Genomic DNA, 26,976 nt, shown 5'->3' with positions numbered 1-26,976 from the left:
GTTGGCGCAGCGATACTGCGCGGCGAGTTCATTGAAAATAATTAGGAATCTCTATGACTCGATTTGAGAACAAGGTGGTAATGGTGACTGGCGCGGCGTCGGGGATTGGCCGTGCGGCAGCCCTGAGGGTGGCATCAGAGGGTGGTAAGGTTTTTTGTACGGATATCAACGAAGAAGCTTTGCAAGAACTGGTGGTGGACATTCAGAAACAGGGCGGGGAAGCCATCGCACAGCGGTTTGATATTTCCGCCGAGGGTGCCGCTGAGGAATGCCTCGCCAGCTTGATCGCGCAATGGGGAAGGCTGGATGCACTGGTTAATATGGCTGGTATTTTGCGTTTTAGTAATGCCCACGAGACGCCGCTGGAGGTGTGGCAAAAAATCATTGCGGTAAACCTGACCGGGACCTTTATGCTGTGCAAAGCAGTACTGCCTGAGTTGCTCAAAACGAAGGGGGCGATTGTGAATGCCGCCTCAACGGCGTCGCTGCAGGGACTGCCTTGGGGCGTTGCCTACGGTGCAAGCAAAGGCGGCGTGTTGGCGATGACCCGCAGTATTGCTGTGGAGTATGCAAAGCGCGGCGTCAGGGCGAACTGTGTGTGCCCCGGTGACATTAACACCGGGATGGTGGAAGGCCTGAGTTTCCCCGAGGATGCCGACTTCGACCTCCTGAACCGAATTACCTCGCTGACTGGCGCGAAGGGTCCGGAAGTGGTGGCTGGCGCTATCGCATTGTTGGCCAGTGATGACGGTATTCATATCACCGGTGAAGAAATACGGGTAGATGGCGGCATTCTTGCGTGATTTTGCCGACAAATCGCCTTGTGTGGGGAGCCGCTGCTGTTTAGTCTTGCTGCGTTTAGTAGATGACTTCAGCGGAGTGACGTATGGCGACCTACCTTCTTGCCATTGATCAAGGGACGACCAGTTCCCGGGCTATTGTTTTTGATAATCGTGGCAAGATCTGCGGTGTTGGGCAGCAAGAGTTTACCCAACATTACCCCAAGGATGGCTGGGTAGAGCACGATCCCGAGGAAATCTGGCAAACCACGCTGGCGAGCTGTAAAGCGGCGATCGCCGCAGCGGCAATCACGGCTGATCAAATTGCCGGTATTGGTATTACCAATCAGCGTGAAACGACACTGGTATGGGATCGAAAGACGGGTGAACCCGTTTATCCAGCAATCGTTTGGCAGGATCGGCGAACCGCTGACTGGATTTCCCAGCTCAAGGAACAGGGCCTAGAGGGAACCGTAAACAAGCGCACGGGTTTGCTGTTAGACCCTTATTTTTCGGGCAGTAAGCTTGCCTGGATACTCGATAACGTTTCGGGGGCGCGGCAGCGTGCCGAGGCGGGCGAGCTGGCCTTCGGCACGGTTGACTGTTATCTGCTGTGGCGTCTGACCGGTGGGCGAGAGCACGCAACTGATGCCAGCAATGCCTCGCGGACCCTGCTGTTTAATATCCACCGTCAGTGCTGGGATGAAGACCTTCTGGAAATGTTCAATATTCCAGCGTCGCTGTTGCCTGTGGTGAAAAACAGCTGCGACGACTTTGGTGTTGCCGATGCCTCACTGCTCGGTGCTGAACTTCCCATTGCGTCGTTAATCGGTGATCAACAGGCCGCGACCGTGGGGCAGGCTTGCTTTAAACCGGGCATGGCAAAAAGCACCTATGGTACCGGGTGCTTTGTCATGCTCAATACCGGCAACCGCGCATTAACCTCGACAAACCGTCTGCTAACGACGGTGGCATACCGAATTAACAATGAAGTCTGCTATGCCCTCGAAGGCAGTATCTTTATGGCCGGCGCGGCAGTGCAGTGGTTGCGCGACGGTCTGAAATTAATCGGTTCGGCGGCTGAAACCCAGGCGCTTGCTGAGAGCGTTGACAGCGCGAATGGCGTGTTCATGGTGCCGGCATTTACCGGGCTGGGCGCACCGTATTGGGATCCCGACGCGCGGGGGGCTATCCTCGGGCTGACCAGGGACACGGGTATTGCGCATATTGCCAGGGCGACGCTTGAATCCGTGTGCTATCAAACGCGCGATTTACTCGAAGCGATGGCCGGCGATGGCGCTGATATTCAGCACCTGCGTGTGGATGGTGGCATGGTTGTGAATGATTGGCTGGTGCAGCGCTTATCCGATACCTTGGCCTGTCATTGCCAACGCCCTGCGGTGACAGAGACAACCGCCCTCGGCGCGGCATACCTGGCTGGCTTACAGCTAGGCTTGTACGCCTCATTGGATGAAATTGCGGATATGTGGCGCGAGGAACGCAGCTTTATGCCGGCCATGAGCGAGATCGACCGAGAGACTCGTTATCACGGTTGGAAGAAAGCCGTCGCTCGGGTTCGCAGTTAAACGCGAATACTCAGATCCAAGGCGCTTATCGGCACCGGGCGGCTGATGTAGTAGCCTTGGATGTAATCCACTTGCATGCTGCTTAACACTTCCATAGCGGCTTTCTCTTCAACGCCCTCTGCGATGACTTTCTTGCCGAGGCTGTGGCTCATTTCGATGATGGACCGTACTAGCGCCTGATCGTTTTCCCGCTCATGGATAAAACGAATAAACGCCTGATCAATTTTGATGTAGTCCACCGGCAACTCCCTCACATATTCGAACGAGGTAAAGCCGACTCCGAAGTCGTCCAGGGCGATTTGCGCACCGCTCAACTTGATCTGCTCCAGCAGGGTGCGAGCATTGTCGATGTTTTCCAGTGCATCAGTTTCAACGAGCTCGAAAATCACGGCATCAGGTGTGACGCCTGTGTCATCAATAATTTTCGCGAGGCGCTCTGAAAAGTCGGGCTGTTCCAATGTTGGCGCCGTTATATTAATGCTCAGTTGAATGTTTACCCCCGCTTGCTGCCATGCTGCCAGCTGGCGCAGGGCTTTCTCGATAACCAAGTAGTCGATTTGAGGCATCAAACCTGACTCGGTAGCAATGCCTAAAAATTTGGCAGGGGCGATAAAACTGCCTTCGTCATCGAGCATTCTGACTAAGCTCTCACAATGACTAATGCGCTGGCTTTTTAGATCGATGATCGGCTGGTAAAAAAGGACGAGGCGGTTATTGTTTAGCGCTTGTACAAGCTGCTCCTTTAGTAAGTATTTTTCCTGCCGGTTCTCCCGACTATCCTCTTCATCAGCATAGTAGACGTGGCCCTTGGCCTTATTTTTCATTCTTTGCATCAAGGATGTGGCATTGGAGAGTAATTCGTCCACATTGCAGGCATCGCGTTCGTACTTGTCAACGATGACTGTCGCGTAAATGGACTCTGTGTGATTGCCGAGGGTTATTTCAAAGTGACTGATGTCTTCGAGCTGCTGCGGTGATGCGGGAGGCTGTGAGGCAAGCAATACACAGAATTCCCCCGAGCCGGTGCGCGCTAGCAAGCAGGAGTTATCCAGGGTCTGACTAATATGGTTGGCGAATTTGCGCAGCAGGTCATCACCACAGTCAAAGCCAAAGCGGTCGTTGAACTCAGAGAAGTTGTCGATATCGATCATGATCAAGCTTATGGCTTGTTCGTCCTCGAGCCGATGAATTCGGCGGTGGGCTTCCTCGATAAAGGTGCTTCGGTTGAGCAGCCCAGTGACTCGGTCGTGCTCGCCTAACCAGCGCAGGCTTTCCTCGGCACGTCGGGTTTCGGTAATGTCTACGCCCAGAGAGAGGATCAGCTTTGTGCTGTCTAACTCAACAATTGAGTGGGTCCAAAGGAAGTCGTGAATTTGCCCATCAATCGCGAGAAAGGGCAATTCATTTTGAAGTTTCTTTTGGTTTTTATCTGCCATGTTTCGCAGTGAAGTGCTGAGCGTGACTTCGCGCTCCGGATCGCGAACCCACTGATTGATATTGGCGTTGACGGGTAGGCTGCTGTTTAGGCCGCTGAGCATTCGTCCCATCGCGTTGATGTTCTGTATCGTGCCATCTAAGCGGTGTGTAACGACGACCATTGGCGAATTTTCCAGCAGCATTTCGTTAAACTGCTTGGCTTCTGTTAGGGCATGAACTTTGTCTTGAAGCTCAAACTGGTGGCGGGCGATATCTTTGTTGAGCAGTTCTAGTGCATCGGTTACCTGTTCCGCTGTGTCGTGTAAGAGGTCAATTTCATCGGCATAGTGTTCGTGTCGTGGGACGGTACTCAGGGCCTTGCGTGCCTCGTCAAATCGTGAGGCAGATAAAAGGGGCAGGGTTTCAGTAATCGTATTGAGTTTACTCAGAGGAGGTCGCAGCGTTAAGTAGACGACGATAATAACGAGTACTGACGTGGAGAGGGCGGCAATGAGTATCTCGCGCAGCGTTGCTCTGGCTAACGAGGAAATATTTGATTCGTCAGAGATAATGGCCAGATGCAATTTGCCGCTCGGCATTTCAAAATAGCGTGCCCCCAGGTAGGTTCCATTTGTCGCCCCAAAGAATGTGCCGCTCGACAGGAGGGTTGAGCCGCTCGTTGCCAGTATGGCCGCTAACATCTGGGCGCTTTTGTTGCCGTGACTGGAGAGTAGCGTTTGTTGGGCTACATCACCGCTCTCTGTCGATGAAAATATAACCAGTTCGGCGCCCGTAATATCGAAAAAGTCTTCAACCAACAGCGAGGCTGAGCGATTGATATTTACAATTAATTCGTTGCCATCATCGTTTATTAGTGGAATAAAAACGCTTTGCGTACAGGTTGGGTTACAGATTATCGAGGCGTACGGTCGCTGGTTCTCAGTGATACTCGCTACTGCGAGCTGAATGTCTTGCTCACTGGGCTGGTAGCTTGTGCCTTCAAGGTGTGCCGAAGCTAAAATGATCCCCTTTGTCGATATGAATACCACGGAGTCGATGCCCGACATCAACGACGGCGCGGGCACATTGTTGTTGCTAATCGCTTCGATACTGGGGAGCTGGTAGTGATCGGCGCTGCGAAATAGCTCGCGGCTTGAGCGGTCTACAAGGGTTTTGAAGGTGGATTCGAGCCTCTGCAAGCGCGTGTGCACACCGGTTTCATAATCTTTTAGGGTGTTGTAGTAGGTGAGAGCCCCTCGGCCAAACATGATCAGCGTGATCATAACGAAAATGATGGCGCACAGTTTTTGGAATAGGCTCAGCCCCTTTACAGTCTCCCGCAGTTGCGCGGAGTGTGGCAGCTTTGAGTTCATTAGAAGCGGTAGCCGACCATGACTGCGAGCATCTCGGTTCGCTCACGGGTACCGTTTGGATTGTCTATGTCGGGTATGCCTCCAGTGCCGCGCATGCCAAGCAGGTCGGCAGCGATCGTCCAGTTTCCAGATGGCGACCACTTAGTGCCGACGACGAGGTGTTGTGTATCCGTCGCATTGCGGTTGTCACGATCGTTCACGCTGTACTCTACGCGGCTATATAAACCAATCTTTGGTGATAACCGGTATTCAGCCTGAAGGTAGGCCGCTTCAATATCATTCTTGGCATTGCCCTGGCGTCCGGCTTCATATTTGACCGTAGTGAGACTGTATTCCGCGGTAAATGACCAGTCCTGCAGGTTGTGTTGCGCTGACAACACGTAACCACTGGCGTAAAGATTTAGGCCATCAGCGCCCATAAAGTCGGTGTCGAAGTCCAACCCAACATTGTACATCGATAGAGCGAAGCGGCTGCGCCCACCTGACATCGCGTGAGAAAGCTGCGCAAAAATGGGGTGGTCGAGACTCCCCTGTGCAATCAACTGAGAGGTTGATGTGCCGAGCAAATTCTTAATAACATCTTTCGACAGACGTTTATTCCGCCCCGCGGTCAGCGAAAAGCTCGTCGTCGAATCCTCGGCGTCCCAATAGCTATAGAGTTGAGCGCCATCAGATGAAAACAACAGTTCTCTTAAGCCATTACCCTCGTAGTAGATAGCCTGTGGCATAAGAACGCTGGGTCGGGTAAATAAGACATCTCTTGTTTCATTATAAAAGCCGTAGGCATTGCGAACGCGCCCAACTCGAATGCCTAGACCTGTGACATCGTTCTCTATTGCTTTGTAGTCAGCAAAAAGAAAATCAATACGTAGGCTGCCGTTGTCGGTGGCGCCGGCATCTCTGCTAAGCAATTGCCCGGCAAAATTGAGAGAGTTATTGAGCCGCCAATTTGCGTTTAGGCCAATTTCGGTAAGTTCGGTAGAGCCGCGCTGACTGTCACCATAAAAATTGTTGCTGTCACTGAGTAAGTAACCTTGTGACGCAAAGCCGTGAATTTGCCCACCCGGGATTTCCAGTGCTTGTGTCGCGGCTGAAGCAAGGGCGAGTAGCGAGACAATTGCATATTTATTCATGGCTGTAGTCCGGTGGGCACGATGGCATAGTATTGCTGTTTATTTACTGATAATTCGCCCGGTGCATAACCAATAGCTCCAGGAGTAGAGGTAACAACCCTCCGAAGCTCCTCTATATCTTTTACTGTGGTTGGCGGGGTACCCACGCCGCTGAAAATTACGCGATCCCACTGGTCTCTAAGAACATAGGGGTAGGTTTTCAGTACCGTTTTGCAGAAATTTTTATGCAATGGATGGTTGTCGGGTAGTACAAAAACCTTGATAGGTGTTTGGTTCTCCCAGCTGCGCTTTCGCAATGAAAATATTGCCCTCAGGGTGCTGGTGTTGAGCTTGCCGACATTCACGCTATCGTGTGCGATGAGAATGACGGGGGTGCTTGCCGCCGAAAAATTGCAGGCGAGGCTAGACCACAGCAGCAAAGCTGCTACCAGCCAGCGGGGGCGTTTTAGGGAGCTTATGCCCACAGTGCCGTGGCCTCCGTATTAGTTAGGGTCAATTAAGAAGAGGAATCATCGACCCTTGGCTTCATGCACAATATTTCATTTTCGGAGATAGTTACTCATTCTCGCAGGGACGTCTGTTAGGGTAAACCGAAATAAACGTCCTTTGCTCACCTACTATAGACCGAAACTATGGTTGTTGCATGGTGCGTAAGCGCTGTGCCAGCTGTGTATTGAAGCGCATGATCCTCTCGGCGTTCGCGCCGAGGTCACCTTTGCCAACGCGTGATACGGAGCGCAGGTCGATCTTACTGCCACTCTCGGTCTCTTGCAGTCGGATGACGATGTCGTCGGTAAAGCCAAACCAGAAACTTCGACTTGTCGCCTCTATGTGGCCGGGTTGCTTATAGTGTATTTCCCAGCCCATTTCCTGAGCTGTGGTGACACAGAGCTGCTGAGCGCGATCCAGCGGTAAGGTAGTGGTAATGCCAGTGAGATCAGGGTAAGCCGCGCGTTGTATGTCAGCGACCTCTTTGCTGTAGACCAGCGGGTTGTCGCCCGGCTTGCGCAACGACGCTGCTGCAATAAAGCTCGGCGGTGATGCAAGGTCAGTACTGATATTGTGGATCAGAGGGCGATTACTGCCGGAAAGAATATTGAAGGCCATAAAACTGATGGCGGGCAGCGCGATAATGGCGGCGCGGCTGAGCCTTTTTTGATCATTTTTATTTTTGCAGCGACGGCTAAATAGGGCGGATAGAGTGATGGCGCTTAGCGAGAAAAGTGCCGAAGCGGCAAAAATCAGCAGCCCCACTCTAAAATGGGCGAGGTCGGCGCGTACGGTCACGGCGCTTGCTATCAGCATGATCAGTGATAAATAGGCGAGCCTCTCGGCCAGATAGACGATGCGCATTGTGTCTCCCGTGTCGCAAAATAGGTGGCTAGCACGCTGAGCGTAGTCGATACATAGGATAATTAAAATGACTTGCAGGCGGTGTTTTTGCCATTGAATTCTTACCAAAGCGTAATAGCGTCGCGCTATGTTTTTTCACGATAGCGTGATTTACTGTTTGGGTTATAGGTATGTAACTAATCGCCAGTGGATCGCTCCACAGGCGAGACTTATTTAAGAAAAAAGAGGTTTTTACGATGGGTAGAGTCGCCGGGAAAGTCTGCATCGTGACAGGCGCTGCAAGTGGAATGGGTAAAGCTGACGCAATCATGCTGGCCGCTGAGGGCGCGAATGTAGTGCTGACCGATCTCAATGAAAAAGATGGCCAAGCAGTGGCTGAACAGATCGGTGAGAAAGCGATATTTATCAAGCACGACGTCAGCAGTGAAGCGGATTGGCAAAACGTCGTGAATACCGCTGTGGAGAAGTTCGGCCGCTTGGACGTGTTGGTAAATAACGCTGGCATGATGGCACTGGGTAATATTGTTGAGTGCAGTTTGGAAGACTATCGCCGGGTAAACTCGGTAAATAGCGAAGGGGTCTTCCTCGGTTGTAAAACGGCGATTCCTGCTATGGAAGCCAGTGGCAATGGCGGTTCGATTATTAACATGTCCTCAGTGGCAGCGCTGCACGGTATGTCTTTTGTTGCCGCCTACAGTGCCAGTAAAGGCGCTGTGGCTGCGCTGACGAAGGCAGTGGCGTTGTATTGCCGAGAAAAACGCAACGGTATTCGTTGTAACTCCATTCATCCCGATGGCGTGAAAACTCCCATGGTATTCAAAGTCGCCACCGGTGCTGAGACCGCTAGCCGCGAGGAGATTGAGTCCTTGTCTACCGAGGCCAACCCAATGTGTGAGCCCGAAGATATTGCGGCGCTGGTAACGTACCTGGCTTCGGATGAGTCTCGTTTCGTCAACGCCGCAGAGATGCTGATCGACAACGCGGCTACGGCAACGCCACCCATCGGTATTTAATTTAGCAAGGGACTCTCTGCCAATGCGCAAGATACAAATCTTTTTGTGGGCCTCTGGGTCTGCCGAGGACTTTTTTGACCGTGTATTGGCGGAGGTTCCGCCCGCGCTGCTGGCGCTGGAGGGGCTTAGCCGCCTGCAACTGAACCTTGCCGATGGCGACGTTGCGGCGGCCGCTGAAAAACGTATCGCCAGCGATGGCGTGGCGCTATTTGATGCAATGTGCAGTTTTTATTGCGAGGCGGATGAAACGCTTGACCAAGCCATAGCGGTGCTCGCAAACGTTGCGGCTAAGGTTGCGGTGTATCAGGTGGAGGCAGAAGAGCCTCTACGAAATACCCGGTATCCGGTCGCGGCTGGGCAGCGCACCCCTGGCTTTAGTCAGGTGGCACTGCTGCGTTGCCCCGAATTTTTGACATACGAGCAGTGGCTGGGCTACTGGAAAAATACCCACACACAAATCGCCATCGATACACAGTCCACCTTTCGCTACGTGCAAAATCGTGTGGTGTCGGGACTGAACGAGGACGGTGGCGCCTATCAGGCGATTGTCGAAGAGTGCTTTCCCGCTGAAGCAATGACCAGTGCAGAGGCATTCTACAATGCAGATGGCCAGCCTGAGCTCTGCCAGCAGCGTATGCAAACCATGTTGGAGAGCTGCGCGAAGTTCATCGACTTCAACGAGATCGATGTTCAACCCACCAGTGAGTACTGCTTTTAACGCAAGCCGTGGTGGCGGTTCAATCTTCTTTGGGTAACTGCTTTAAGATGGACTCGAGCTTATCCGCCAAAAAGCGGCTGGCCGCGTAGTCCATTGCCCGGCCTAATTCCGCATCTACTACAATTTGAGCGAGAGGGCGCAGGCGCCATACTAACTCGGCAATTTGCGGAAACTCCTCCTTGGGTGGAAGGGGTTGTTCACCGTAGGGCTCGAGCACATGTTGGGTGACCAGTTTTACAAAGGAGTCTGCGACGGGCTGCACCTTGCCCCGCATTAGGGTGAGGATCTCCAGCAGGTCTTCGAGTGGAATGCCGGTTTTACACAACTCCTGAGCGACCTTGAGGGTGTTCATACTGGTCACCCGCAATTGCGCGCCGTTGACCGAGAATAAGTCCAACTCAGCCGCTTTTTTTATTGCTGTCGGCGTCAGTTTGGTGCCAAACATTTTTACCATTTCGGTCATTGGCAGATTGATCGGATCCTCCTTCCCCCAGGGCGAATTTATCGCCGACTCCATTCCCAGTACTTCGCTAAGACCAATGCCTTGCTCCATTGCCGAGAGCAATTCCCTGATTGAGGAGAGGGTATAGCCACGCTCCAACAGGTTACTGATCAGCCGCAGCCGGGAGAGGTGCTGGTTGTTGTAAATGCCTTTACGGCCGCGCAACGCGGGTGGCGGGAGTACGCCTCGATCCTGATAGGCGCGGATGTTGCGAACGGTGGTGTTCGCCGCCAAAGCCAGCTCCTCAACACTGTATTCACGTTGCTCACTGTCGCTGGTGGCACTGGCCTCCGCCCCTTGGGGCAGGTATTGAGCGATGTTGTTCATGGTGTCTTCGGGGAAATGCATTGGCTTTTTGCTGCTCGGACTGGGTTGAATGCTTGGCAGGCGTACATGAGCTGCCGTGAAAATCTATTCTAATCAAAGGCTTGAGTAATTTCAGCCCCGGGTGTGTGTCGGTACTGCACAAAAATACCGCCACTGTGTTGACAAGGCGACGGCCGCCATTTATGTTTCATCAAATAATGTAACATAATAAATTGCAACATAAGGGCATGTCATAATGGGTAGTTTTAGCATAATACGCGCGGGCAGCATAGCGCTGGCCTGCACGGTTCCGTTGTCTTCGTATGCGGCGAAACTTGAGGAGGTGCTAGTCACCGCCCAGCACCGCGAGCAAAGCTTGCAGGATGTGCCCGTTTCCGTGAGCGCCATCGGCGGTGAAAAAATGCTCGAAGCGGGCATTAACCGCATGGAAGACCTGCAGGCCTACGTACCCAATCTCACTGTCACTGAAAGTGGTATCAGCACCGATATCTACGTGCGTGGTATCGGCACTGGCATGAACCAGGGGTTCGAGCAGTCGGTGGGGATGTATGTAGACGGTATCTATTATGGGCGAGCCCAGTTAGCCCGCGCGCCTTTTCTCGATCTTGCGCGCGTTGAGGTGTTGCGCGGCCCGCAAAATATTTTGCAGGGCAAAAACAGTATCGCTGGGGCGATCAATATTATTACAGCCTCCCCAGGAGATGAGCTTGAAGGGCTGTTTTCAGCGCTTTACGAACCAGAATTTGACGAGAAAGTGGTCGACGTGATGTTGTCGGGGCCAATTACCGATAATTTTGGTTTGCGGTTTTCTGCGCGCTTGCGGGAGTTTGGTGGCTATATGGAAGACCTCAATTTAGATATTGAGGGGCCTCAGTACGACCAGGCCACGTTTCGCTTGAAGGGCACCTGGGATGTGACTGACCAGCTGCGCGCCGAATTAAAATACGAGCGGGGCAAGTTTGACACCGTTGGGCGCCACGCAGAGATCATCAACGACGAACCTTCGACGTCGAGCAATTTTGTTTTGGCGGGGCGCACACAATCGGAAATTCTTGATCGCAGCTTTTATCCTCCTTTTTTGGACGTTGATACCGACGATTCGGTTCGAAATAACTACCTCGACTACAAGGGGCACTCCAACGGTAATTACAGCAACAACGACACCAATAACCTGACGCTGAATGTCAGCTGGGTCAGCCCAGACGGTCATGAGTTTCGGTCGATCACAGGGATTCTCGATTACCAGTACAACGACTTGTGCGACTGCGATGCCACTGCCGCAGAGTTGTTTAAGTTCGAGATGGAAGAGGACTACCGGCAGGTCAGTCAGGAATTTCGCTGGGTCTCTCCGGGTGGGGAGTTTGTTGATTATATCGCCGGGGTGTACTTCCAGCAGAATGACTTGCTGTTCAATGATGAGTTAATTCAAGACTCGAATCTGGTGGTAGAACTATTAAATGCTGCTGACTTCATAGAGGGCGGCGCCAGGGGCGATCTTGACCCCTTAACACTGGCTGCAGACCCCTACGAAATCCTGGGTTTTGGTGATGCGGGTAATGCTATTAAAGATATTAAAGGCCCCCGCGAATTTACCAGTAAATCCAAAATTGCCTCGGCATTCCTGCAGGCAACCGTCAATCTGCACGATACATTGCGGCTAACCCTCGGTGGCCGCTATACCTATGAAAACAAGAAGGGAAGCAGAAAGCTGACAATTACTGATCTTGATGGCAACGAATTGCCGCAGGGTGAGGTCGACACGGTTGCAGCAATCACCTTTGCGATGGAGCGCCATGATTTACAGGGCGAGCGCAGCGAAAGCCAGTTTTCTCCGCTGATAAATGTGCAGTGGGACTATTCCGACGAGGGCATGGCATATTTCACGGCGACAAAAGGCTTCAAGGCGGGGGGCTTTGATGCGCGCTCTAACCAAACGCCAGAAGCTGAATTGACCTATCGTAACCCCAACGCCGTTGCACCTAATCAAACCATTCTCGAGGGCACCTTCGAATACGATGAAGAGGAGGCTCTGAGCTATGAATTGGGCTTGAAGACTGGCCTGTTTGACGGTGCGGCGGAGTTTAATATTGCTGCGTTCTACACCGAATACAGTGACCTGCAGATCAGCATTTTTGACGGCAGCATCGGTTTTCAAGTGGGGAATGCCAAGGAGGCCGTGACCATGGGTATTGAGATGGACGGTCGTTGGCAGGTTACAGACTATCTCACCCTCGGGGGGGCGCTGGCCTTGCTCGATTTTGAATTCAAAGATTTCCAAAATGGTCAGTGTCGCCAGGACCAAGTGCCGGACGCGCCTAATGGCCGCGACTGCGATTATACCGGGTGGTCGAATCAGTATGTGGCGGATTGGTCGGGTACCTTTATTGTGGGTTACGTGCGGCCTATCAGTCCCACCATCGGTATTGGCGCTTCTCTGGATGTCATTTTCACCGATAAATATAACCCCTCCAGCAACCTTGACCCGCGCGTTGAGCAAGAGGGGTTCTACAAATTCAATGGCCGGCTGGGCGTTGGGGCCATTGATCAGAGCTGGGAGTTGGCGCTGGTTGGTAAAAACCTGACGGATGAAGTGATTGTCGTCTATGCCGCCGATACCCCACTTGCCAAGACCCTATTTGGCACGACCAGTCACACAGGGTTTATTGAGGCTCCGCGCTCAGTTGCTCTGCAATTCAGTTACCGCCTGTGAGCGCCAAGCGGCGCATGCGGAAAGAGGAAAGATAATGATGACGTTGATGAAGAGGTTTGCGGGCGGCGAGTGGCTGGCCGCGGTGTGTTTAATGGCGCTGGCTACATTCAGTCACGCCGCAGAGTGGCGTGAAGAGAAGCGCGAGCAGGGTATAGCGGTATTTACCCGTGAAGTTGAGAACTCCGCTTTTAGGGAGTTTAGGGGTGAGGCAAAGGTAGAGGCTGAGATTAACCAGATTATGGCAGTGCTGGATGACACCGAGGCCTTTACCGAGTGGATGTACAACTGCCGGCAGGCGGTATTGCTCCATAAGTCGTCGCTGTTGGATCGCTATCAGTACTTGTTAAATGATTTCCCTTGGCCTGCCGCAGACCGCGAAATGCTGATTCGCAATCAAATTAGTCAGGACCCGGCAACCAGGGTGACGCGAATTAGCTTGGAAAGTGTCGACGAGGATGAGCTGCCCGCGAGCAGTCGTGGCAGTGTTCCAAAGACCAAAGGCGTTAAGCGGGTTACAGCGCTGCGCGGCTTCTTTGAATTAACGCCGCAAGAAGATGGCACAACAAGCGTGGTGTTTCAGCTGCATCTGGACCCTGCCGGCGGCTTGCCCTCCGGTCTGGTTAATAGCCTGATTGTGGACAATCCGTTCGAGACGCTAAAGCAATTGCGCGTTGTCGTTCAGCAACCGCAATACCAGAATTTCAATCCGTTCTAGCCCAGCGGACTCGACAAACAAATAAATCAAAATTAATTTGACATAGATTGATGTAACATTAATTATACATCAAATGGTGTAACATAAATTGATGGCTCATCAGGAGGCGCAAGCTATGAAAACAACAGTGATGCCCGTAAGACGTAATTTAGAGTTTAATCTCCCCGCAGACCGGGTTGGCGATTGGCATGCCAAAGGGGTCCATGTCAGTCATTTCTTCAATGCGATGTCGCTGTTTTTCCCCGACGGTGAGCGCTTCTTCATCGACAGCGTGCGCGCGTATCGTGATGAGGTGTCCGATCCGGAACTGAAAGAGGCGGTGCGCGGCTTCATCGGCCAGGAAGCGATGCACGGCCGTGAACATGAAGACTATAACGATGCCCTGGAGCAGCGGGGCATGCCGGCGAAGCGCAACTCACGGATAGTGCTTGGTCTGCTAAACATTACTCGAAAGATTGAAGGGCGCGCCGGGCAGTTGGCAATCACCATTGCCCTGGAGCATCTAACCGCAATCTTAGCCGATATTGTGTTGCGAGAGCCGCGCACACTGGCGGGTTCAGAGCCGCGCTTTGCCGCTATGTGGCGCTGGCACGCCCTGGAAGAAACCGAGCATAAGGCTGTGGCCTTCGATGTATACCAGCAAGTGGTCGGCAAGGGACCGTTGGCGTATTTTCGTCGCTGCCTCGCCTTGATCATTGCCACGCTGGTGTTCTGGGTGATGGTGATTCCCATCCACATTGGCATGGTAGCCCGAGAGGGTAAGCTCTTTAGCCTGACGGGCTGGCTGGGGGCATTTAATTTTCTGTGGGGCTCACCGGGTACATTGCGCCGGGTTATTCCGGATTGGCTAGATTTCTTTAAGCCCGGCTTTCACCCCTGGGATCACGACAATCGCCGTTATCTAGAGACCGTTGACGAACTGGTCGCTGAAGTCGAAGGCTATGACAAAGCAACCGGAGCGGCGGTGTGAACACCCTAGCGGTGCCAATCTCCGACGACGCCGATGCGCTGCTGCAAATGCAGCAGCAGTTTTTGGCTGGCCCACTTGCTCAGCATGATGCGGCAGTGCTTTCTGCCTGGCAGCCAAAGGCACGTTCGCTGTGGCGCTATTTGCAGCCAGTGATGGCACTGCGGGCGGGGATGCGTCAGGCAGTCTCGGTGGTTGACGGTCACCGTGTTCATTACTGGGTAGGCGGGCAGGCCACGGGGCCTACCTTGCTGTTACTGCATGGCTTTGGTGCCAGCCGAGAAAACTGGGCATTTTTGGTGCCGAGATTGGCCCAGAAGTTTCGCTTATTGGTGCCCGATTTGCCGGGTTTCGGTGTCAGCGAATTTCGCTATGGCGCTGAATATGCACTAAGTGCTCAAGCCGACAGAATGGCGGCATTCCTGGCCAATCAAGGGGGTGGCTCTGCCTACGTTGCAGGGAGTTCAATGGGTGGCGCAATCGCCGCGCAACTGGCGGCTCGCCACCCAGAATCAGTGGCGGCGCTGTGCCTAATGAACGCAGCTGGCGCCCCTGGTAGCAGAATGAGCGTATTGGAAAGCGGTTTGGCCGCCGGCCGCAACTACCTTGCTCCTAAACAACACAGCGACACCGCTAAGGTAATGGCGATTTGCCTGCATCGCCGTCACCGACTAGTGGGGATGGGCTTAGCTTGGGCAATGGCCGGAGAAATGTGCCATCGCCACCCCGTGAATCAGTATCTTTTCGAGTCTCTCGTGACGTCATTGCACGATACATGGTGTTGTCTGAAGGGGATATCCGCACCAACGCTGGTGTTGTGGGGCGACAGCGACCGGGTACTTGATGTGAGTTGCAGTGACGCCTTTCGGCAGCAAATTCCCCAGAGCCATGTGATGGTGATGCCGGGCGTTGGTCATCTACCGATGTTGGAGGAGCCCGCGGCGACGGCCAATGTGCTTCGTGATTTTTGGGTTGGCAAAATGGAATTATCACTATGAATGCGAATATCCATCAGCGGGCGCAGGGCAAAGTGTTGGACGTGGCGATTATCGGCGCGGGATTCGGTGGGCTGGGCCTGGCTATTCAGTTGCAGAAGCAGGGCATAACCAACTTCCAGCTCTTCGAACAAGCGAAGGACGTTGGCGGGGTTTGGCGCGACAACCTCTACCCAGGAGCGGCCTGTGACGTGCCATCGCACCTCTACTCATTTTCCTTTGAGCCAAATCCTCAGTGGGGACGCTTGTTCAGCCCACAGCAAGAGATTTATCGCTACCTGCGCCACTGCGCCGATAAATATCAGTTGCGGCCAAAAATTCGCTTCTCCACGCGGGTAACCGCGGCCGACTATTGTGAAAGCACCGCTCAGTGGCGTTTGGAATTGGCAGAGGGGCACCCCGTATTTGCGCGTGCTGTTGTGGTTGCCATCGGCGCTCTGAACATTCCTCAATACCCCAATATCCAGGGTATTGAGCGCTTTAAAGGTGTGGTGATGCACACCGCACAGTGGCAGCGCGACGCTAACTTACGCGGTAAGCGTGTTGCCGTGGTGGGGACGGGCGCTAGCGCTATTCAGGTGATTCCCGCTATTCAGCCAGAAGTCGGCTCACTCACGGTATTTCAGCGCACGCCGCCCTGGGTGCTACCCAAACATGATCGTCGCCTAACCGTGGATGAGCACGCGCGTTTTCGCCGGTGGCCGCTGCTGCAGCGCATAGTTAGGCGCCTTCAATATGTGAAGATGGAAAGTGTCTTGCCCGCATTTATCTGGGACAGTCTATTCACTCGCTTGGGCGAGTGGGCAGGGCGCAAATACCTGCGCAGCGTTGTTAAAGATGAAACCCTCAGAAACGCCCTTACACCGCAGTACTCGATGGGCTGCAAGCGCGTATTGTTGTCTGATGATTATTACCCCGCGCTCTGCCAGGACAATGTAAATGTGGTTGCCGACGGCGTTGCGCGTATGGATGAATCGGCGATCTATAGCAGTAGCGGTGAGCGGCACGAAGTCGATGCGGTGATTCTTGCTACCGGTTTCAAGGTTCCCTCTGCGGGTGCGCCAATGCCTGTTCGCGGCTTGGGAGGGCGATCTCTTGAAGAGGATTGGGCTGAGGGGGCCGAGGCGTACAAGGGCATTACTGTGTCTGGCTACCCGAACTTGCTTTACCTGATGGGCCCTAATACCGGGCCCGGTAATACCTCCGTTATCTTCTACATCGAGTCGCAGATTCGCTATGTGCTGCAATACTTGCAGACGCTGCGCGAACGGCCTGATTGTGGCCTGGACATCAAGGCGGATGTGCAGGATCAGTACAACAAGCGCATTCAAAACATGTTTCGTGGAACGACCTGGATGTCGGGCTGTAACAGCTGGTATCTGACCCAAGATGGCCGGAACACAACGCTATGGCCGGGGTTTTCGTGGCGCTACCGCCTGATGACGCGCCGCTTTGCGTTGTCGGACTATCGTGTTGTCGCAGCGGATAGCGCCAAACCGGCGTTATCCGCTCACGAACCCGTTGCACTGGATTGTGCAGAGCTTCCCTAAGTGTTCAAAGAGGTCTATTGATGACTAAGGTAAAACAGGTTGTTGCCGTATCGGGTGCGGCGTCGGGAATTGGTTTAGCGTTGGTAAAGCAACTGCTTGGGGAGGGCTGCGCAGTCGCAGCCTCGGATATATCAGCAAAAAATTTGGCCGCCTTGCGTTCGCTCGCGGATGAACAACACTTGCTGCTTAGTTGCGTTGACGCTGCTGAGCAGACGGCTGTTGCCCTCTGGGCGGCGGAGGTGAAAGAACATTTCGGACGGATTGATGCAGTGATAAACAATGCGGGTGTGTCGCTGAGTTGTCATGCCGCGGAGCAGCCCCGAGAGCACTTTAGCTGGCTGATGAATATCAATTTTTGGGGTGTCGTCAACGGCTGTGAAGCGTTTTTGCCTTACTTAAAGGACGCGGGTGGCTGTATCGTCAATATATCCAGCTTGTTTGGCCTGCTGGCGGTGCCGTCGCAGTCGGCCTACAACGCGGCAAAATTCGCCGTACGTGGCTACTCAGAGTCTCTCCGTCAGGATTTAAAGGGTAGTGGCGTTGCGGTGCTGACCGTCCACCCCGGCGGCATAAAAACGAATATTGCGCGAAACGGGCGACATTTTCATGACCTTCACGGCAAGGAGAGTGATTTGGACGCCACCGCGGCAAACTTCGACAAAGTGGCGCGCACCAGCCCCGAGCGGGCTGCAGCGAAAATTATTCATGCCATGCGCCGCCGCCGTCGACGTTTGCTAATTGGCAGCGACGCCGTTTTTCTGGATTGGGTTCAACGTTTATTTCCCGCCAATTACGATCGCTGGTTGGCGCCACTAATACGTTTGTCGTAACGTTTGCTTTGGGCTGCCCTCAGCCCTTTTTTCTTACTACCTGAGCGATGGCGCTGCTATTATGCTTGCCGGCTTGTAAATAGCGGAGGAGTGCAGGTGAGCGCTACGATACAGCTAGAACCGTCCTGGCTTGAGGAATTGCGTGGAGAGTTCGAGCAGGAGTATATGCATACGCTGCGGCAATTCTTGCAGCAGCGTCGCGAGCAGGGGGCACAGATTTATCCTCGCCCGTCTCAATGGTTCGCCGCGTTAGACAGTACGCCTTTCAAACAGGTGAAGGTAGTGATCTTAGGGCAGGACCCTTATCACGGCCCTGGTCAGGCCCATGGCTTGTGCTTTTCGGTGCAACCTGGGATAAAACCGCCGCCGTCGCTGATCAATATTTTTCAAGAGCTGCAGAGTGATTTGGCGATCGAGCCTGCGGGGCATGGTTATCTGCAGTCATGGGCTGAGCAGGGTGTGCTATTGCTCAACAGTGTCCTCACGGTCGAGCAAGGGCAGGCGGGTGCTCACCAGGGTAAGGGCTGGGAACAGTTTACCGATGCAATCGTGTCTTCGCTGAATCAACATCGCGACGGTTTGGTGTTTTTACTGTGGGGCTCTCACGCACAAAAGAAGGGCGCTGCGATTGATTCGAGTAGGCACTGCGTTTTGAAGGCGCCTCACCCGTCGCCGCTGTCGGCCTACCGAGGTTTCTTCGGCTGCAAACACTTTTCTCAAGCCAACGCCTATTTAGAGGCGCGAGGGCAGGCGCCTATCGATTGGCGCCTACCTTCTACTTAACGATTTACAGGTCGGGCAGCTCATAGGGAAATGGTAGCAGTGTGATGCGGTGCTTGCCGTGGGCTGTAAAAATAGGCGAGTTCACCGCATCAACCGCGAGTACCGCCAGCAGTATGCTGTGATCATCTGCGTTATATAGCGAAACGAGCTTGCCGATACTCTGCGTATCACCGTCGCCAAACAGCTCCGTAGCGTCGCTTTCATTTATCAAGGCATCCACTTTCGCGGCGTAGAGGCGGCGTTTGAGTTTGCCTCGATATTGAATACGAGCGACCACTTCCTGGCCGGTGTAGCAGCCCTTTTTGAAATTTACCGCGCCCACCAATTGGTAGTTCAATTGTTGGGGCAGGAAAAGGTCCTGTGTCGCGGCGTGCACCTCGCCGATTCCCTGCAGGATGTTATCTCTCTCCCAGTGAGCACTATCGCATACGGCGACGCCGTCACAGAGCGCGGGCCAAAGTTCGGCGGCACGCGTGTCGGTGAGCCAGCATTCATAGCGCAGGCCGTCGTCGTCCAGTTGAACAATGATCGTGTCAGTGTCTACGGTGAGGCTCTCCAGCGCCGCGCTGGGGGCGGTGCCGAAGAGGGTGCGCAAACGCTGCCTGGCGCCGGGGCCAGCCACACCAATGGCAAAGCGCGCTCTGGGCTGATCACCAATCTCGGCTTTTGAGAACACAATATATTTTTTCAGCAGGCTGCGAGTGTTTTCACAAATATCGGCACGCATTCGCAACAGGGCCAGCGTTTCTGAAGGCTGGGCGCCGATAAAGCTGCTCAGCACGCGGCCTTTGATATTGCAGTATGCGCCGCGGCTGGACTGGGCCGGAGTGATCGCGCGCCAGTCACAGCTCGTTTGCCCCTGCAAAAAAGTGCCGCTGTCAGGTCCATCTACGTGTAAAAAGTCGTATTGAAAGAGCGGTGATACCCAGTCGGCTGTGCCGTGTTGTTGCTCGCCGCTGGCCCAGAAGCCGCTCGGTTTGATTTGGCTCTGGGGGAATTGCTTAGAAAGTAGCGCTTCAAATGTGCTCATGGGTCCTGTGCTACCGCTTCGTCGGTACCGTGTGGTGAATGAGGGATAGTATTCTGGTGTGATTTTCACGCTTTTCGGTTAGACGCTAACCGCTTCGCTGCGCAAATTACCAGTGACGGGGGAGCGTTGACTGCAATACTGGCTCAGGATCACGGTATACTATACAAGTAAATGTCGCCAATATTGGTGGCTCTCCCTTTATGCAGTGGAAAATAATGCTTTCGGAAAACGAGATCAAGCGAATTTACTGGGCCTGCCGGCGTGGCATGCTCGAATTAGACTTAGTTATGGTGCCATTTTTTGAGCAGCGCTTCCGGTCCCTCGACGAGCGCGATCAGCAGCGTTTCATTCGCCTGCTTGAGAGTGAGGATACTGAGTTATTTCAGTGGTTTCTGGGAACCACCAGCCCCGAAGACCCTGAGTTGGCCAGTATTGTGAATGATATCAACGCATTCTCCCGCGCCGCTAAGGCTTGAGCTGCGCGCTTCGCGTATCGGCTTTTGCGTATTTTGCCTGCTCGCCGCGTTGGCGCTAGTGCTGACACCCACCATCGCTCCGTCGGTTGAGCGTTGGGCAGGGAGCGCCTTCGCGGCAGCGAGCGCCGTGTTGCTTCTTCAATGTATCGTCCTGGCCTACGTATGGCGAATTTGGCGAAAAACGCGGTCAGTTATTTTCGGCAATGGTTTGGTATTGCACGTAGACGCCCGCGGTTGGCGAGCAGACGTTGAGGGTAAAGTCGTGGGCCTGGACCTCAGCTGCCAGTATTTCTCCCGTCATTTACTGGTATTACAGCTTTGCGCCGATGGTAGGGGTTGGTCGCTACCGATACTAGCGGATCAACTAAGTCGGGAAGACTTCCGCGCCTTACGGCGTGCTCTGCTACATGGCCGTTGGTAACGTATCACTGTCTGTCATTACCCAAGCGCTGAAGTTTAGCTCGTGCTCTGATGACCGTAATTGTCAGGTACCAATACAGTGTCTTGCGCCGTGGGCAGCGTGGCGGGGTAGTCCAGCGTATAGTGGAGGCCTCGGCTCTCTTTCCGTTGCATGGCGCTGCGAATAATCAGTTCAGCGACCATGGCGAGATTGCGCAGCTCCAATAAATCATTACTGACTTTATAATTGGAATAATATTCAGCAATTTCCTGCTGCAATAGGGCGGCGCGGTTCAGTGCCCGCTGCAGGCGCTTGTCGGTGCGTACAATGCCGACGTAGTCCCACATAAAGCGCCGTAATTCGTCCCAGTTGTGCGAAATGATCACATCTTCATCAGAGTCAGTCACCATTGACTCATCCCAGGGTGGTGCAATAAGCGGTGCGCTGAGGTCGTCGAAGCGGCTGTTGATATCTGCTGCGGCCGCGCCGCCATAAACAAGGCATTCGAGCAGTGAGTTACTTGCCAGGCGATTTGCGCCGTGCAGTCCGGTAAAGGCGGTTTCACCGATGGCGTACAGTCCGTCAACATCGCTGCGGCCGCGTTGGTCGACCATCACACCACCACAGGTATAGTGAGCGGCGGGAACGACCGGGATCGCTTCGCGGCTGATGTCGATACCGAGCTCAAGGCAGCGCGCTTTAATAGTGGGAAAGTGCTCAAGCAGGAATTCTGAGCTTTTATGGCTAATGTCTAGGTAGACGCAGTCGCTGCCGAGCCGCTTCATTTCATGGTCGATGGCGCGCGCAACAACGTCGCGAGGGGCGAGTTCTCCGCGCTCGTCATAGCGCTGCATAAAGCGCTCGCCTTTGGCGTTGAGCAATTTCCCACCTTCTCCCCGTATGGCTTCGGTGATAAGGAAGGACTTCGCCTTGGGGTGATACAGGCACGTGGGGTGAAATTGATTGAACTCCATGTTCGCGACCCGACAGCCCGCGCGCCACGCCATCGCAATACCGTCGCCGGTAGCGCCGTCGGGGTTGCTGGTATAAAGGTAGGCTTTGTTTGCGCCCCCAGTTGCCAAAACGCTGGCGCGGGCGTGGAACAATTCCACATGGCCGCTGTCTCTGTTAAGCACGTAGGCGCCATGACAGCGTCCGTCGCGGACAACGAGGTCTATTGCGACGTGACGGTTAAATATCTCGATATTGTGGTGCTCTTTGGCTTTGGTGCTCAGCGTTGTCGACACCGCGCGGCCCGTAGCGTCAGCCGCGTGAATAATTCTGCGCTGGCTATGGCCGCCCTCCCGGGTGAGGTGTAGTTCGTTGCTGTCGTTGTCAAAACGGCTGAATTGAACACCTTGAGCGAGCAGCCAGTCGATACTGGCGCTGCTGTGTTCAACGGTGAAGCGCACAGCGTCTTCGTGGCAAAGTTGCGCGCCGGCGTTCAGGGTGTCGCTGACATGGGCATCGATACTGTCATTTTTATGGAGGACAGCGGCAATACCGCCTTGAGCCCAATAGGTTGCGCCCTCGTTGAGCTCGCTTTTGCACAGCACGGCGACTTTGGCGTGGTCGGCAAGCTGTAGCGCCAGTGATAGGCCAGCAGCGCCGCTGCCGATAACTAGCACATCGTGGGCATGGAAATGGCTCATTGCGGATGTTTGCTCCCGAGGCGGTCCGGCGATACTATGCCGTCGGAGTTTAAGAGGCGCAAAGTATACTGGTAGCTGCGCCGCAGACCAACACGCGCCGTGTTCTCACGCGGTAGTTTAAGGACAGTAATGTTAGAACTTCTTCAAAATTCGCTGGTCTATTTGGCAAGCGCTGCTGATCGACCATTGGTGAATGTACATGAGCCAAGCTAAACAGGCAGACCAGCAGCTCGTTGAGCGAGTCCAGCAGGGGGATAAGCGTGCCTTTGACCTTCTGGTACTTAAGTATCAACACAAAATATTTGGTCTGATATCCCGCTATATCAAAGATAGTGACGAAGTACAGGATGTTGCCCAGGAAGCTTTTGTTAAAGCCTATCGGGCTTTGCCCAAATTCCGTGGAGACAGTGCCTTTTATACTTGGTTGTATCGCATTGCGATCAATACGGCGAAAAACTATCTGGTTGCTCGCAACCGTCGCCCGCCGGGCAGTGATGTGGATGTGGCTGATGCCGAATATTTTGAGGGGCCGTCTGCTCTTAAAGAAGTCGAGACGCCAGAGAACCGCTTGTATGGCGAAGAGCTAAAAAATGTGGTTCAGGACGCGATCAAAACTTTGCCTGAAGATTTGCGCGCAGCGCTAACTCTGCGTGAATTTGATGGTCTCAGTTATGAGGATATTGCAGCGGTGATGGATTGCCCTGTTGGAACAGTGCGGTCGCGAATTTTCAGGGCTCGCGAGGCGGTGGATAGTCGAGTTAGGGCCCAAGTGAGTGGCGAAGAGGTGTAAATATGAAAGATGGCATCAGAGAATCTCTGTCGGCAATGATGGATGGTGAAGCCAGTGAGCTTGAGTTGCGCCGAGTTTTGCGCTCAGAAGATGCGGCCTTGCGCGCGGAGTGGGCGTCGCTCCACCGCAACCAACAGGTGATGCATGACGGCGAGCTGCCGTTTGCCGGTCTCGATATTTCGAGCCGGGTGATGGCCGCGATTGACGGTGAGCCGAATGCGGTGAAACGCGGCTCGTCCTGGCGTCAAGCGCTAACCGGCATGGCCGTTGCCGCCAGTGTTGCGGCAGTCGTCGTGTTCGCCGGCAGTGAGCGTATGCTCGGCGGCAGCACCTCAGTGCTGGCGGCGTCGGATACGTCGGTGAGCAGCGGCCGTGTTTACCCCGCTCAAATGTCTCCTGCCAATGGTGGTGTTCCGGTAAGTGCCATCGCAGGGGGGGCGCCCAGCATGAGCCCAGCAGTGAAAAGCGAAGCCGACAAGCGCTTCGAGGTATTGCTTCGCAAGCATACCGAGCGGGCGTCGCTGAATAATGGCCAAGGTTTCGTTTCGTATGCGCGGGTGGTGTCTCAGGAGTCAGAATAAGTGCGTTGTCGTGTGATATTGGCGGTCGCTGCGCTGGCATTCAGTCAAGCCAGTTGGGCGAAAGGTCCGGAAACGTGGCTGAAGCGAATGACGGACAGCCATCGGGCCCTCAATTACCAGGGCGTAGTGACTTACCAAGTCGACGACCGACTTAGCAGTTTTAAGGTCAGTCATGTTGTTAAAGATGGTCGCGAGTACGAGTCACTCGAAGCGCTGAGTCATGGCGACCATGAGGTGATTCGCCAGGGGCACGATATTAGCTGTGTACACCCCGGTCCTGAATTACTGCATCTTCTTGCCGATGGCTCTCCTGAAGCTAAGCAATTACAGAAGCTTTATCATTTATCCCTCCGAGAATCGGGCAGCGTTGCTGGCCGCGCAGCCATAGGATTGTCGATTCAGCCTAAAGACGTATACCGCCTTGGATACCGGCTCGCTCTGGATAAAGAAACGGGATTATTGTTGCGCTCGGAAATCGTTAACAAGCGGGGCAAGGTGCTTGAGCGTTTTGAGTACGTTGTGCTCGATCTCAGTTTTGATGAGGCAGCGCTTGAGCGCGATGAGTCACAGCTCATCGCACACCCCCCCGTTGACGAGCAAGGCAGCGTTCCAGAGGTTAACTGGCGTTTATCTTGGCTGCCTGACGGCTTTACGCCGTTGGCCGTTCGTGATCAAGCGCCGAGCATCAGTTACACAGACGGTTTGGCGGTATTTACGGTTTTTGTTGATTCCACCCAGGGTGTAACGTCGCAGAGGGATAGCCATATGCGGCGGGGCGCGTCGGTAAGTTACAGCACTACCCACAAATCGCGTGGCGTACGCGTGTCGGTGGTGGGGGAGATTCCCATGCTGACTGCGAGACAGGTAGCGCTCGGTGTGGAGTGGTCTGAATAATGATTTGTGAGCGCGGGCGTGTTGTCGCTGTGGAGACGTCGGCTCTGTGGATAGAGACCGTGTCCCAAAGTAGCTGCGCCAGCTGCTCTGCGAAGAAAGGTTGCGGGCAGGGGCTGATGAATAGTTTGCACGATGGTCGCCGCAATCAATTGCGTATCGCGTTAAATGGGCTCCCCGCTAGTGACTACCCCGTGGGGAGCGATGTGGATATCGCCATTCCCGAAGCAGCGTTAGTGGGTGGTGCGTTTATCGTCTACCTGCTGCCTTTGCTGAGTATGATCCTCGGTATGCTTGCTGGGAATAGCCTTTCGGGCAGTGAGAGCATTGCTGCAGTGTCGGCATTGGCGGGATTCTTGGTGGGTCTTGGTGGTGTACGGGCCCACGCACTATTGAGCCGAAACAGCGAGCGTTTCCAGCCCCGTTTAGTCGGGCATCATGGCCGAGCGTCCGCCGAGCCACTGCATTTTTTCGAGCATTAATAGGCATTTAGCCGCCTCCTGTGACAATACACATAGCTTAGGTAGCGGGCTTTGCGATACAATCGCGCCTTTATTTTCCTCAATGGCTTTGTCCCGGGGTTCTGCCAAACGTGCCTAGTCTCGACCTAATACGTAACTTTTCTATTATTGCCCATATCGACCACGGAAAATCGACCCTGGCGGATCGTTTTATCCAGTACTGTGGTGGCCTTGCTGACCGTGAAATGGCCGAGCAAGTGCTCGACTCAATGGATATTGAGCGCGAGCGGGGTATCACTATCAAAGCGCAGAGCGTGACGCTCGATTACACCGCGAAGGATGGTAATACCTATCAGCTCAATTTTATCGACACGCCCGGACACGTTGACTTCTCTTACGAGGTATCGCGCTCGTTAGCGGCTTGTGAAGGCGCGCTCTTGGTGGTGGATGCCGCGCAGGGTGTTGAGGCGCAGTCGGTGGCGAATTGCTATACCGCCATAGAGCAGGGGCTCGAAGTACTGCCTATTTTGAACAAAATGGATCTTCCGCAGGCGGACCCTGACCGGGTAAAACAGGAAATCGAAGAAATTATCGGCGTGGACGCCAGCGAGGCAGTGCCGGTCAGTGCGAAATCCGGAATGGGCATAGAAGACGCTTTAGAGCACTTAGTTGCCGCGATTCCCGCGCCCGAGGGAGACCCCGATGCCCCCTTGCAAGCTCTGATCATCGATTCCTGGTTCGACAACTACCAAGGGGTTGTCTCCTTGGTGCGAGTCAAGAACGGCACCTTGCGTAAAGGCGATAAGGTCATCAGTAAATCGTTGGGCAAAACGCACTCGGTAGATGTGGTGGGGATATTCACGCCCAAGCAAACCAATACCGGGGTGCTCAAAGCCGGTGAGGTTGGCTTCCTTATTGCCGGCATTAAAGATATTCACGGCGCGCCAGTGGGGGATACCTTCACGCACGCCAGTACACCTGATGTTGACGCATTGCCCGGCTTTCAGAAAGTTAAGCCGCAGGTCTATGCTGGGATGTTCACGGTATCTACCGAAGACTATGAAGACTTCCGGGAAGCGCTAGGGAAGCTGACATTGAATGATGCTTCTTTGTTTTATGAGCCTGAAACCTCTGATGCCTTGGGTTTTGGTTTTCGCTGCGGCTTCCTGGGCACGCTGCATATGGAGATCATTCAAGAGCGCCTGGAGCGTGAATACGATCTCGATCTGATAACCACGGCGCCCACCGTAATTTATCAAGTGCTCAAGAAAAACGGCGAAGAGGTTATGGTGGACAACCCCTCCGCAATGCCCGACCCGGGTGAAGTTGAGGAAACCCGCGAACCGATCGCCAGGGTGAACATTCTGGTCCCGCAGGAGCACCTCGGCAATGTGATGAGCCTGTGTTCGGAGAAGCGCGGCGTTCAGATTGATATGCAATTTTTGGGGCAGCAAGTATCGCTGACATGGGACATTCCAATGAGCGAAGTGGTGCTGGACTTCTTCGACCGTTTGAAGTCGGTGAGCCGTGGCTTCGCCTCGCTTGACTACAGTTTTGAACGCTTCGAGGCGGCGAACCTGGTCAAGCTCGATGTGCTGATAAACGGTGATCGTGTTGATGCGCTGGCGATGATTGTCCACCGCGATTTTGCGCAGTCCCGCGGGCGGCTGTTAGTTGAAAAGATGAAAGAGCTTATTCCACGACAGATGTTTGACGTGGCAATTCAGGCGGCAATTGGTGGGCATGTTATTGCGCGCCAGACGGTAAAGGCGCTGCGTAAGAACGTAACTGCCAAGTGTTATGGTGGCGACGTATCGCGAAAGCGTAAACTGCTTGAGAAGCAAAAAGCAGGTAAAAAGCGGATGAAGCAAGTCGGGAATGTAGAGATTCCGCAGTCGGCATTTCTTGCCGTCTTAAAGGTAGATGGATAAGGGGTATATGGCCA

General features: G+C 54.0%; 24 protein-coding genes. 18 read left to right on the top strand and 6 right to left on the bottom strand.

The genetic code is table 11. The features are described from left to right. Positions 1-53: 53 nt before the first annotated feature. Together H573_RS0101430 and glpK are read left to right on the top strand one after the other, a co-directional pair. Positions 54-803 carry an SDR family NAD(P)-dependent oxidoreductase gene (locus H573_RS0101430; protein ID WP_027872713.1) on the top strand — a complete coding sequence of 250 codons (750 nt, stop codon included), beginning with the start codon at positions 54-56 and terminating at the stop codon, positions 801-803. Between the two features lie 83 nt (positions 804-886). Continuing rightward, entirely contained in the window at positions 887-2,365 is a 1,479-nt protein-coding gene (gene glpK, locus H573_RS0101425) for a glycerol kinase GlpK (protein WP_027872712.1), read from the top strand. Here the strand turns inward: glpK and H573_RS0101420 are convergent. The 3 genes from H573_RS0101420 to H573_RS16570 form a co-directional block, all read right to left on the bottom strand. Continuing rightward, complete coding sequence (locus H573_RS0101420) at positions 2,362-5,064, bottom strand: putative bifunctional diguanylate cyclase/phosphodiesterase (RefSeq protein WP_161624222.1); 2,703 nt, start codon at positions 5,062-5,064, stop codon at positions 2,362-2,364. The genes glpK and H573_RS0101420 overlap by 4 nt on opposite strands. 89 nt (positions 5,065-5,153) lie before the next feature. After that, the gene (locus H573_RS0101415) at positions 5,154-6,287 is read right to left on the bottom strand and encodes a hypothetical protein (protein ID WP_027872710.1); all 1,134 of its coding nucleotides are present in this window, start codon (positions 6,285-6,287) and stop codon (positions 5,154-5,156) included. 630 nt (positions 6,288-6,917) lie between these two features. After that, positions 6,918-7,640, bottom strand: coding sequence for a DUF1499 domain-containing protein (locus tag H573_RS16570; RefSeq protein ID WP_051170827.1), 723 nt, complete (start codon positions 7,638-7,640; stop codon positions 6,918-6,920). A gap of 236 nt (positions 7,641-7,876) precedes the next feature. Between H573_RS16570 and H573_RS0101400 the strand changes: the two genes are divergently transcribed. Next, on the top strand, positions 7,877-8,653 hold the full coding sequence (locus tag H573_RS0101400; RefSeq protein WP_027872709.1) for an SDR family oxidoreductase: 777 nt from the start codon (positions 7,877-7,879) through the stop codon (positions 8,651-8,653). A gap of 22 nt (positions 8,654-8,675) precedes the next feature. After that, the gene (locus H573_RS0101395; RefSeq protein ID WP_027872708.1) at positions 8,676-9,371 is read left to right on the top strand and encodes an EthD domain-containing protein; all 696 of its coding nucleotides are present in this window, start codon (positions 8,676-8,678) and stop codon (positions 9,369-9,371) included. Between the two features lie 19 nt (positions 9,372-9,390). On the opposite strand, the gene H573_RS0101390 is transcribed toward H573_RS0101395, so the two are convergent. Continuing rightward, positions 9,391-10,221, bottom strand: a complete 831-nt coding sequence (locus H573_RS0101390) for a MerR family transcriptional regulator (RefSeq protein ID WP_084497841.1) — start codon at positions 10,219-10,221, stop codon at positions 9,391-9,393. A gap of 214 nt (positions 10,222-10,435) precedes the next feature. Between H573_RS0101390 and H573_RS0101385 the strand changes: the two genes are divergently transcribed. The 7 genes from H573_RS0101385 (at position 10,436) to ung (ending at position 18,750) form a co-directional block, all read left to right on the top strand. Further along, positions 10,436-12,910: a TonB-dependent receptor gene (locus H573_RS0101385; protein WP_051170825.1), complete on the top strand. Its 2,475-nt coding sequence runs from the start codon at positions 10,436-10,438 to the stop codon at positions 12,908-12,910. Between the two features lie 34 nt (positions 12,911-12,944). Next, positions 12,945-13,625 (top strand): START domain-containing protein, encoded by a 681-nt coding sequence (locus H573_RS0101380; protein WP_027872705.1) that lies wholly within the window; start codon positions 12,945-12,947, stop codon positions 13,623-13,625. A 115-nt stretch (positions 13,626-13,740) separates the two neighbouring features. Continuing rightward, positions 13,741-14,595 (top strand): metal-dependent hydrolase, encoded by an 855-nt coding sequence (locus H573_RS0101375; RefSeq protein ID WP_234701818.1) that lies wholly within the window; start codon positions 13,741-13,743, stop codon positions 14,593-14,595. Further along, positions 14,592-15,590, top strand: a complete 999-nt coding sequence (locus tag H573_RS0101370) for an alpha/beta fold hydrolase (protein WP_027872703.1) — start codon at positions 14,592-14,594, stop codon at positions 15,588-15,590. The genes H573_RS0101375 and H573_RS0101370 overlap by 4 nt, the downstream gene beginning before the upstream one ends. Next, positions 15,587-17,137, top strand: a complete 1,551-nt coding sequence (locus H573_RS16565; RefSeq protein ID WP_051170823.1) for a flavin-containing monooxygenase — start codon at positions 15,587-15,589, stop codon at positions 17,135-17,137. Before H573_RS0101370 ends, H573_RS16565 begins: the two co-directional genes overlap by 4 nt. Before the next feature lie 20 nt (positions 17,138-17,157). Continuing rightward, positions 17,158-17,967 (top strand): SDR family NAD(P)-dependent oxidoreductase, encoded by an 810-nt coding sequence (locus tag H573_RS0101360; RefSeq protein WP_027872702.1) that lies wholly within the window; start codon positions 17,158-17,160, stop codon positions 17,965-17,967. Between the two features lie 96 nt (positions 17,968-18,063). After that, complete coding sequence (ung, locus tag H573_RS0101355) at positions 18,064-18,750, top strand: uracil-DNA glycosylase (RefSeq protein WP_027872701.1); 687 nt, start codon at positions 18,064-18,066, stop codon at positions 18,748-18,750. 4 nt (positions 18,751-18,754) lie between these two features. Here the strand turns inward: ung and ygfZ are convergent, their stop codons facing one another. Next, the gene (gene ygfZ, locus H573_RS16560; protein WP_051170822.1) at positions 18,755-19,780 is read right to left on the bottom strand and encodes a CAF17-like 4Fe-4S cluster assembly/insertion protein YgfZ; all 1,026 of its coding nucleotides are present in this window, start codon (positions 19,778-19,780) and stop codon (positions 18,755-18,757) included. Positions 19,781-19,995: 215 nt separating this feature from the next. On the opposite strand from ygfZ, the gene H573_RS0101345 reads away from it, so the two are divergent. Both H573_RS0101345 and H573_RS19455 read left to right on the top strand, forming a co-directional pair. After that, complete coding sequence (locus tag H573_RS0101345; RefSeq protein ID WP_027872700.1) at positions 19,996-20,256, top strand: FAD assembly factor SdhE; 261 nt, start codon at positions 19,996-19,998, stop codon at positions 20,254-20,256. Further along, positions 20,219-20,677, top strand: coding sequence for a protein YgfX (locus tag H573_RS19455; RefSeq protein ID WP_154653808.1), 459 nt, complete (start codon positions 20,219-20,221; stop codon positions 20,675-20,677). The genes H573_RS0101345 and H573_RS19455 overlap by 38 nt, the downstream gene beginning before the upstream one ends. Positions 20,678-20,712: 35 nt before the next feature. Here H573_RS19455 and nadB read toward each other — a convergent pair whose 3' ends face one another. After that, positions 20,713-22,308, bottom strand: a complete 1,596-nt coding sequence (gene nadB, locus H573_RS0101340) for an L-aspartate oxidase (RefSeq protein ID WP_027872699.1) — start codon at positions 22,306-22,308, stop codon at positions 20,713-20,715. A gap of 193 nt (positions 22,309-22,501) precedes the next feature. Between nadB and rpoE the strand changes: the two genes are divergently transcribed. From rpoE to lepA, 5 genes are all read left to right on the top strand, one after another. Further along, positions 22,502-23,098 carry an RNA polymerase sigma factor RpoE gene (rpoE, locus tag H573_RS0101335; protein WP_027872698.1) on the top strand — a complete coding sequence of 199 codons (597 nt, stop codon included), beginning with the start codon at positions 22,502-22,504 and terminating at the stop codon, positions 23,096-23,098. 2 nt (positions 23,099-23,100) lie between these two features. Continuing rightward, the gene (locus H573_RS0101330; RefSeq protein WP_027872697.1) at positions 23,101-23,679 is read left to right on the top strand and encodes a sigma-E factor negative regulatory protein; all 579 of its coding nucleotides are present in this window, start codon (positions 23,101-23,103) and stop codon (positions 23,677-23,679) included. After that, the gene (locus tag H573_RS0101325; protein ID WP_027872696.1) at positions 23,680-24,573 is read left to right on the top strand and encodes a MucB/RseB C-terminal domain-containing protein; all 894 of its coding nucleotides are present in this window, start codon (positions 23,680-23,682) and stop codon (positions 24,571-24,573) included. Beyond that, entirely contained in the window at positions 24,573-25,052 is a 480-nt protein-coding gene (locus tag H573_RS16555; protein WP_051170820.1) for a SoxR reducing system RseC family protein, read from the top strand. The genes H573_RS0101325 and H573_RS16555 overlap by 1 nt, the downstream gene beginning before the upstream one ends. Before the next feature lie 110 nt (positions 25,053-25,162). Then, a complete protein-coding gene (lepA, locus tag H573_RS0101315; protein WP_027872695.1) occupies positions 25,163-26,962 on the top strand; it encodes a translation elongation factor 4 in 1,800 nt (599 codons plus the stop codon). Positions 26,963-26,976 lie beyond the last annotated feature (14 nt).

It is taken from the genome of Neomelitea salexigens DSM 19753, assembly GCF_000422345.1.
In the GTDB taxonomy this organism is placed as follows: Bacteria; Pseudomonadota; Gammaproteobacteria; order Pseudomonadales; family Spongiibacteraceae; genus Spongiibacter; species Spongiibacter marinus_A.
The sequence above is the reverse complement of the archived record's forward strand: the minus strand, read 5'-3'. Positions and strand labels throughout refer to the sequence as shown.

Bases quoted from the DNA above. Each gene is read 5' to 3' on its own strand.
- H573_RS0101430 (WP_027872713.1), top strand. From the start codon at position 54: ATGACTCGATTTGAGAACAAGGTGGTAATGGTGACTGGCGCGGCGTCG.
- glpK (WP_027872712.1), top strand. From the start codon at position 887: ATGGCGACCTACCTTCTTGCCATTGATCAAGGGACGACCAGTTCCCGG.
- H573_RS0101420 (WP_161624222.1), bottom strand. From the start codon at position 5,064: ATGATCACGCTGATCATGTTTGGCCGAGGGGCTCTCACCTACTACAAC.
- H573_RS0101415 (WP_027872710.1), bottom strand. From the start codon at position 6,287: ATGAATAAATATGCAATTGTCTCGCTACTCGCCCTTGCTTCAGCCGCG.
- H573_RS16570 (WP_051170827.1), bottom strand. From the start codon at position 7,640: ATGCGCATCGTCTATCTGGCCGAGAGGCTCGCCTATTTATCACTGATC.
- H573_RS0101400 (WP_027872709.1), top strand. From the start codon at position 7,877: ATGGGTAGAGTCGCCGGGAAAGTCTGCATCGTGACAGGCGCTGCAAGT.
- H573_RS0101395 (WP_027872708.1), top strand. From the start codon at position 8,676: ATGCGCAAGATACAAATCTTTTTGTGGGCCTCTGGGTCTGCCGAGGAC.
- H573_RS0101390 (WP_084497841.1), bottom strand. From the start codon at position 10,221: ATGCATTTCCCCGAAGACACCATGAACAACATCGCTCAATACCTGCCC.
- H573_RS0101385 (WP_051170825.1), top strand. From the start codon at position 10,436: ATGGGTAGTTTTAGCATAATACGCGCGGGCAGCATAGCGCTGGCCTGC.
- H573_RS0101380 (WP_027872705.1), top strand. From the start codon at position 12,945: ATGATGACGTTGATGAAGAGGTTTGCGGGCGGCGAGTGGCTGGCCGCG.
- H573_RS0101375 (WP_234701818.1), top strand. From the start codon at position 13,741: ATGAAAACAACAGTGATGCCCGTAAGACGTAATTTAGAGTTTAATCTC.
- H573_RS16565 (WP_051170823.1), top strand. From the start codon at position 15,587: ATGAATGCGAATATCCATCAGCGGGCGCAGGGCAAAGTGTTGGACGTG.
- H573_RS0101360 (WP_027872702.1), top strand. From the start codon at position 17,158: ATGACTAAGGTAAAACAGGTTGTTGCCGTATCGGGTGCGGCGTCGGGA.
- ygfZ (WP_051170822.1), bottom strand. From the start codon at position 19,780: ATGAGCACATTTGAAGCGCTACTTTCTAAGCAATTCCCCCAGAGCCAA.
- H573_RS0101345 (WP_027872700.1), top strand. From the start codon at position 19,996: ATGCTTTCGGAAAACGAGATCAAGCGAATTTACTGGGCCTGCCGGCGT.
- H573_RS19455 (WP_154653808.1), top strand. From the start codon at position 20,219: ATGATATCAACGCATTCTCCCGCGCCGCTAAGGCTTGAGCTGCGCGCT.
- nadB (WP_027872699.1), bottom strand. From the start codon at position 22,308: ATGAGCCATTTCCATGCCCACGATGTGCTAGTTATCGGCAGCGGCGCT.
- rpoE (WP_027872698.1), top strand. From the start codon at position 22,502: ATGTACATGAGCCAAGCTAAACAGGCAGACCAGCAGCTCGTTGAGCGA.
- H573_RS0101330 (WP_027872697.1), top strand. From the start codon at position 23,101: ATGAAAGATGGCATCAGAGAATCTCTGTCGGCAATGATGGATGGTGAA.
- H573_RS16555 (WP_051170820.1), top strand. From the start codon at position 24,573: ATGATTTGTGAGCGCGGGCGTGTTGTCGCTGTGGAGACGTCGGCTCTG.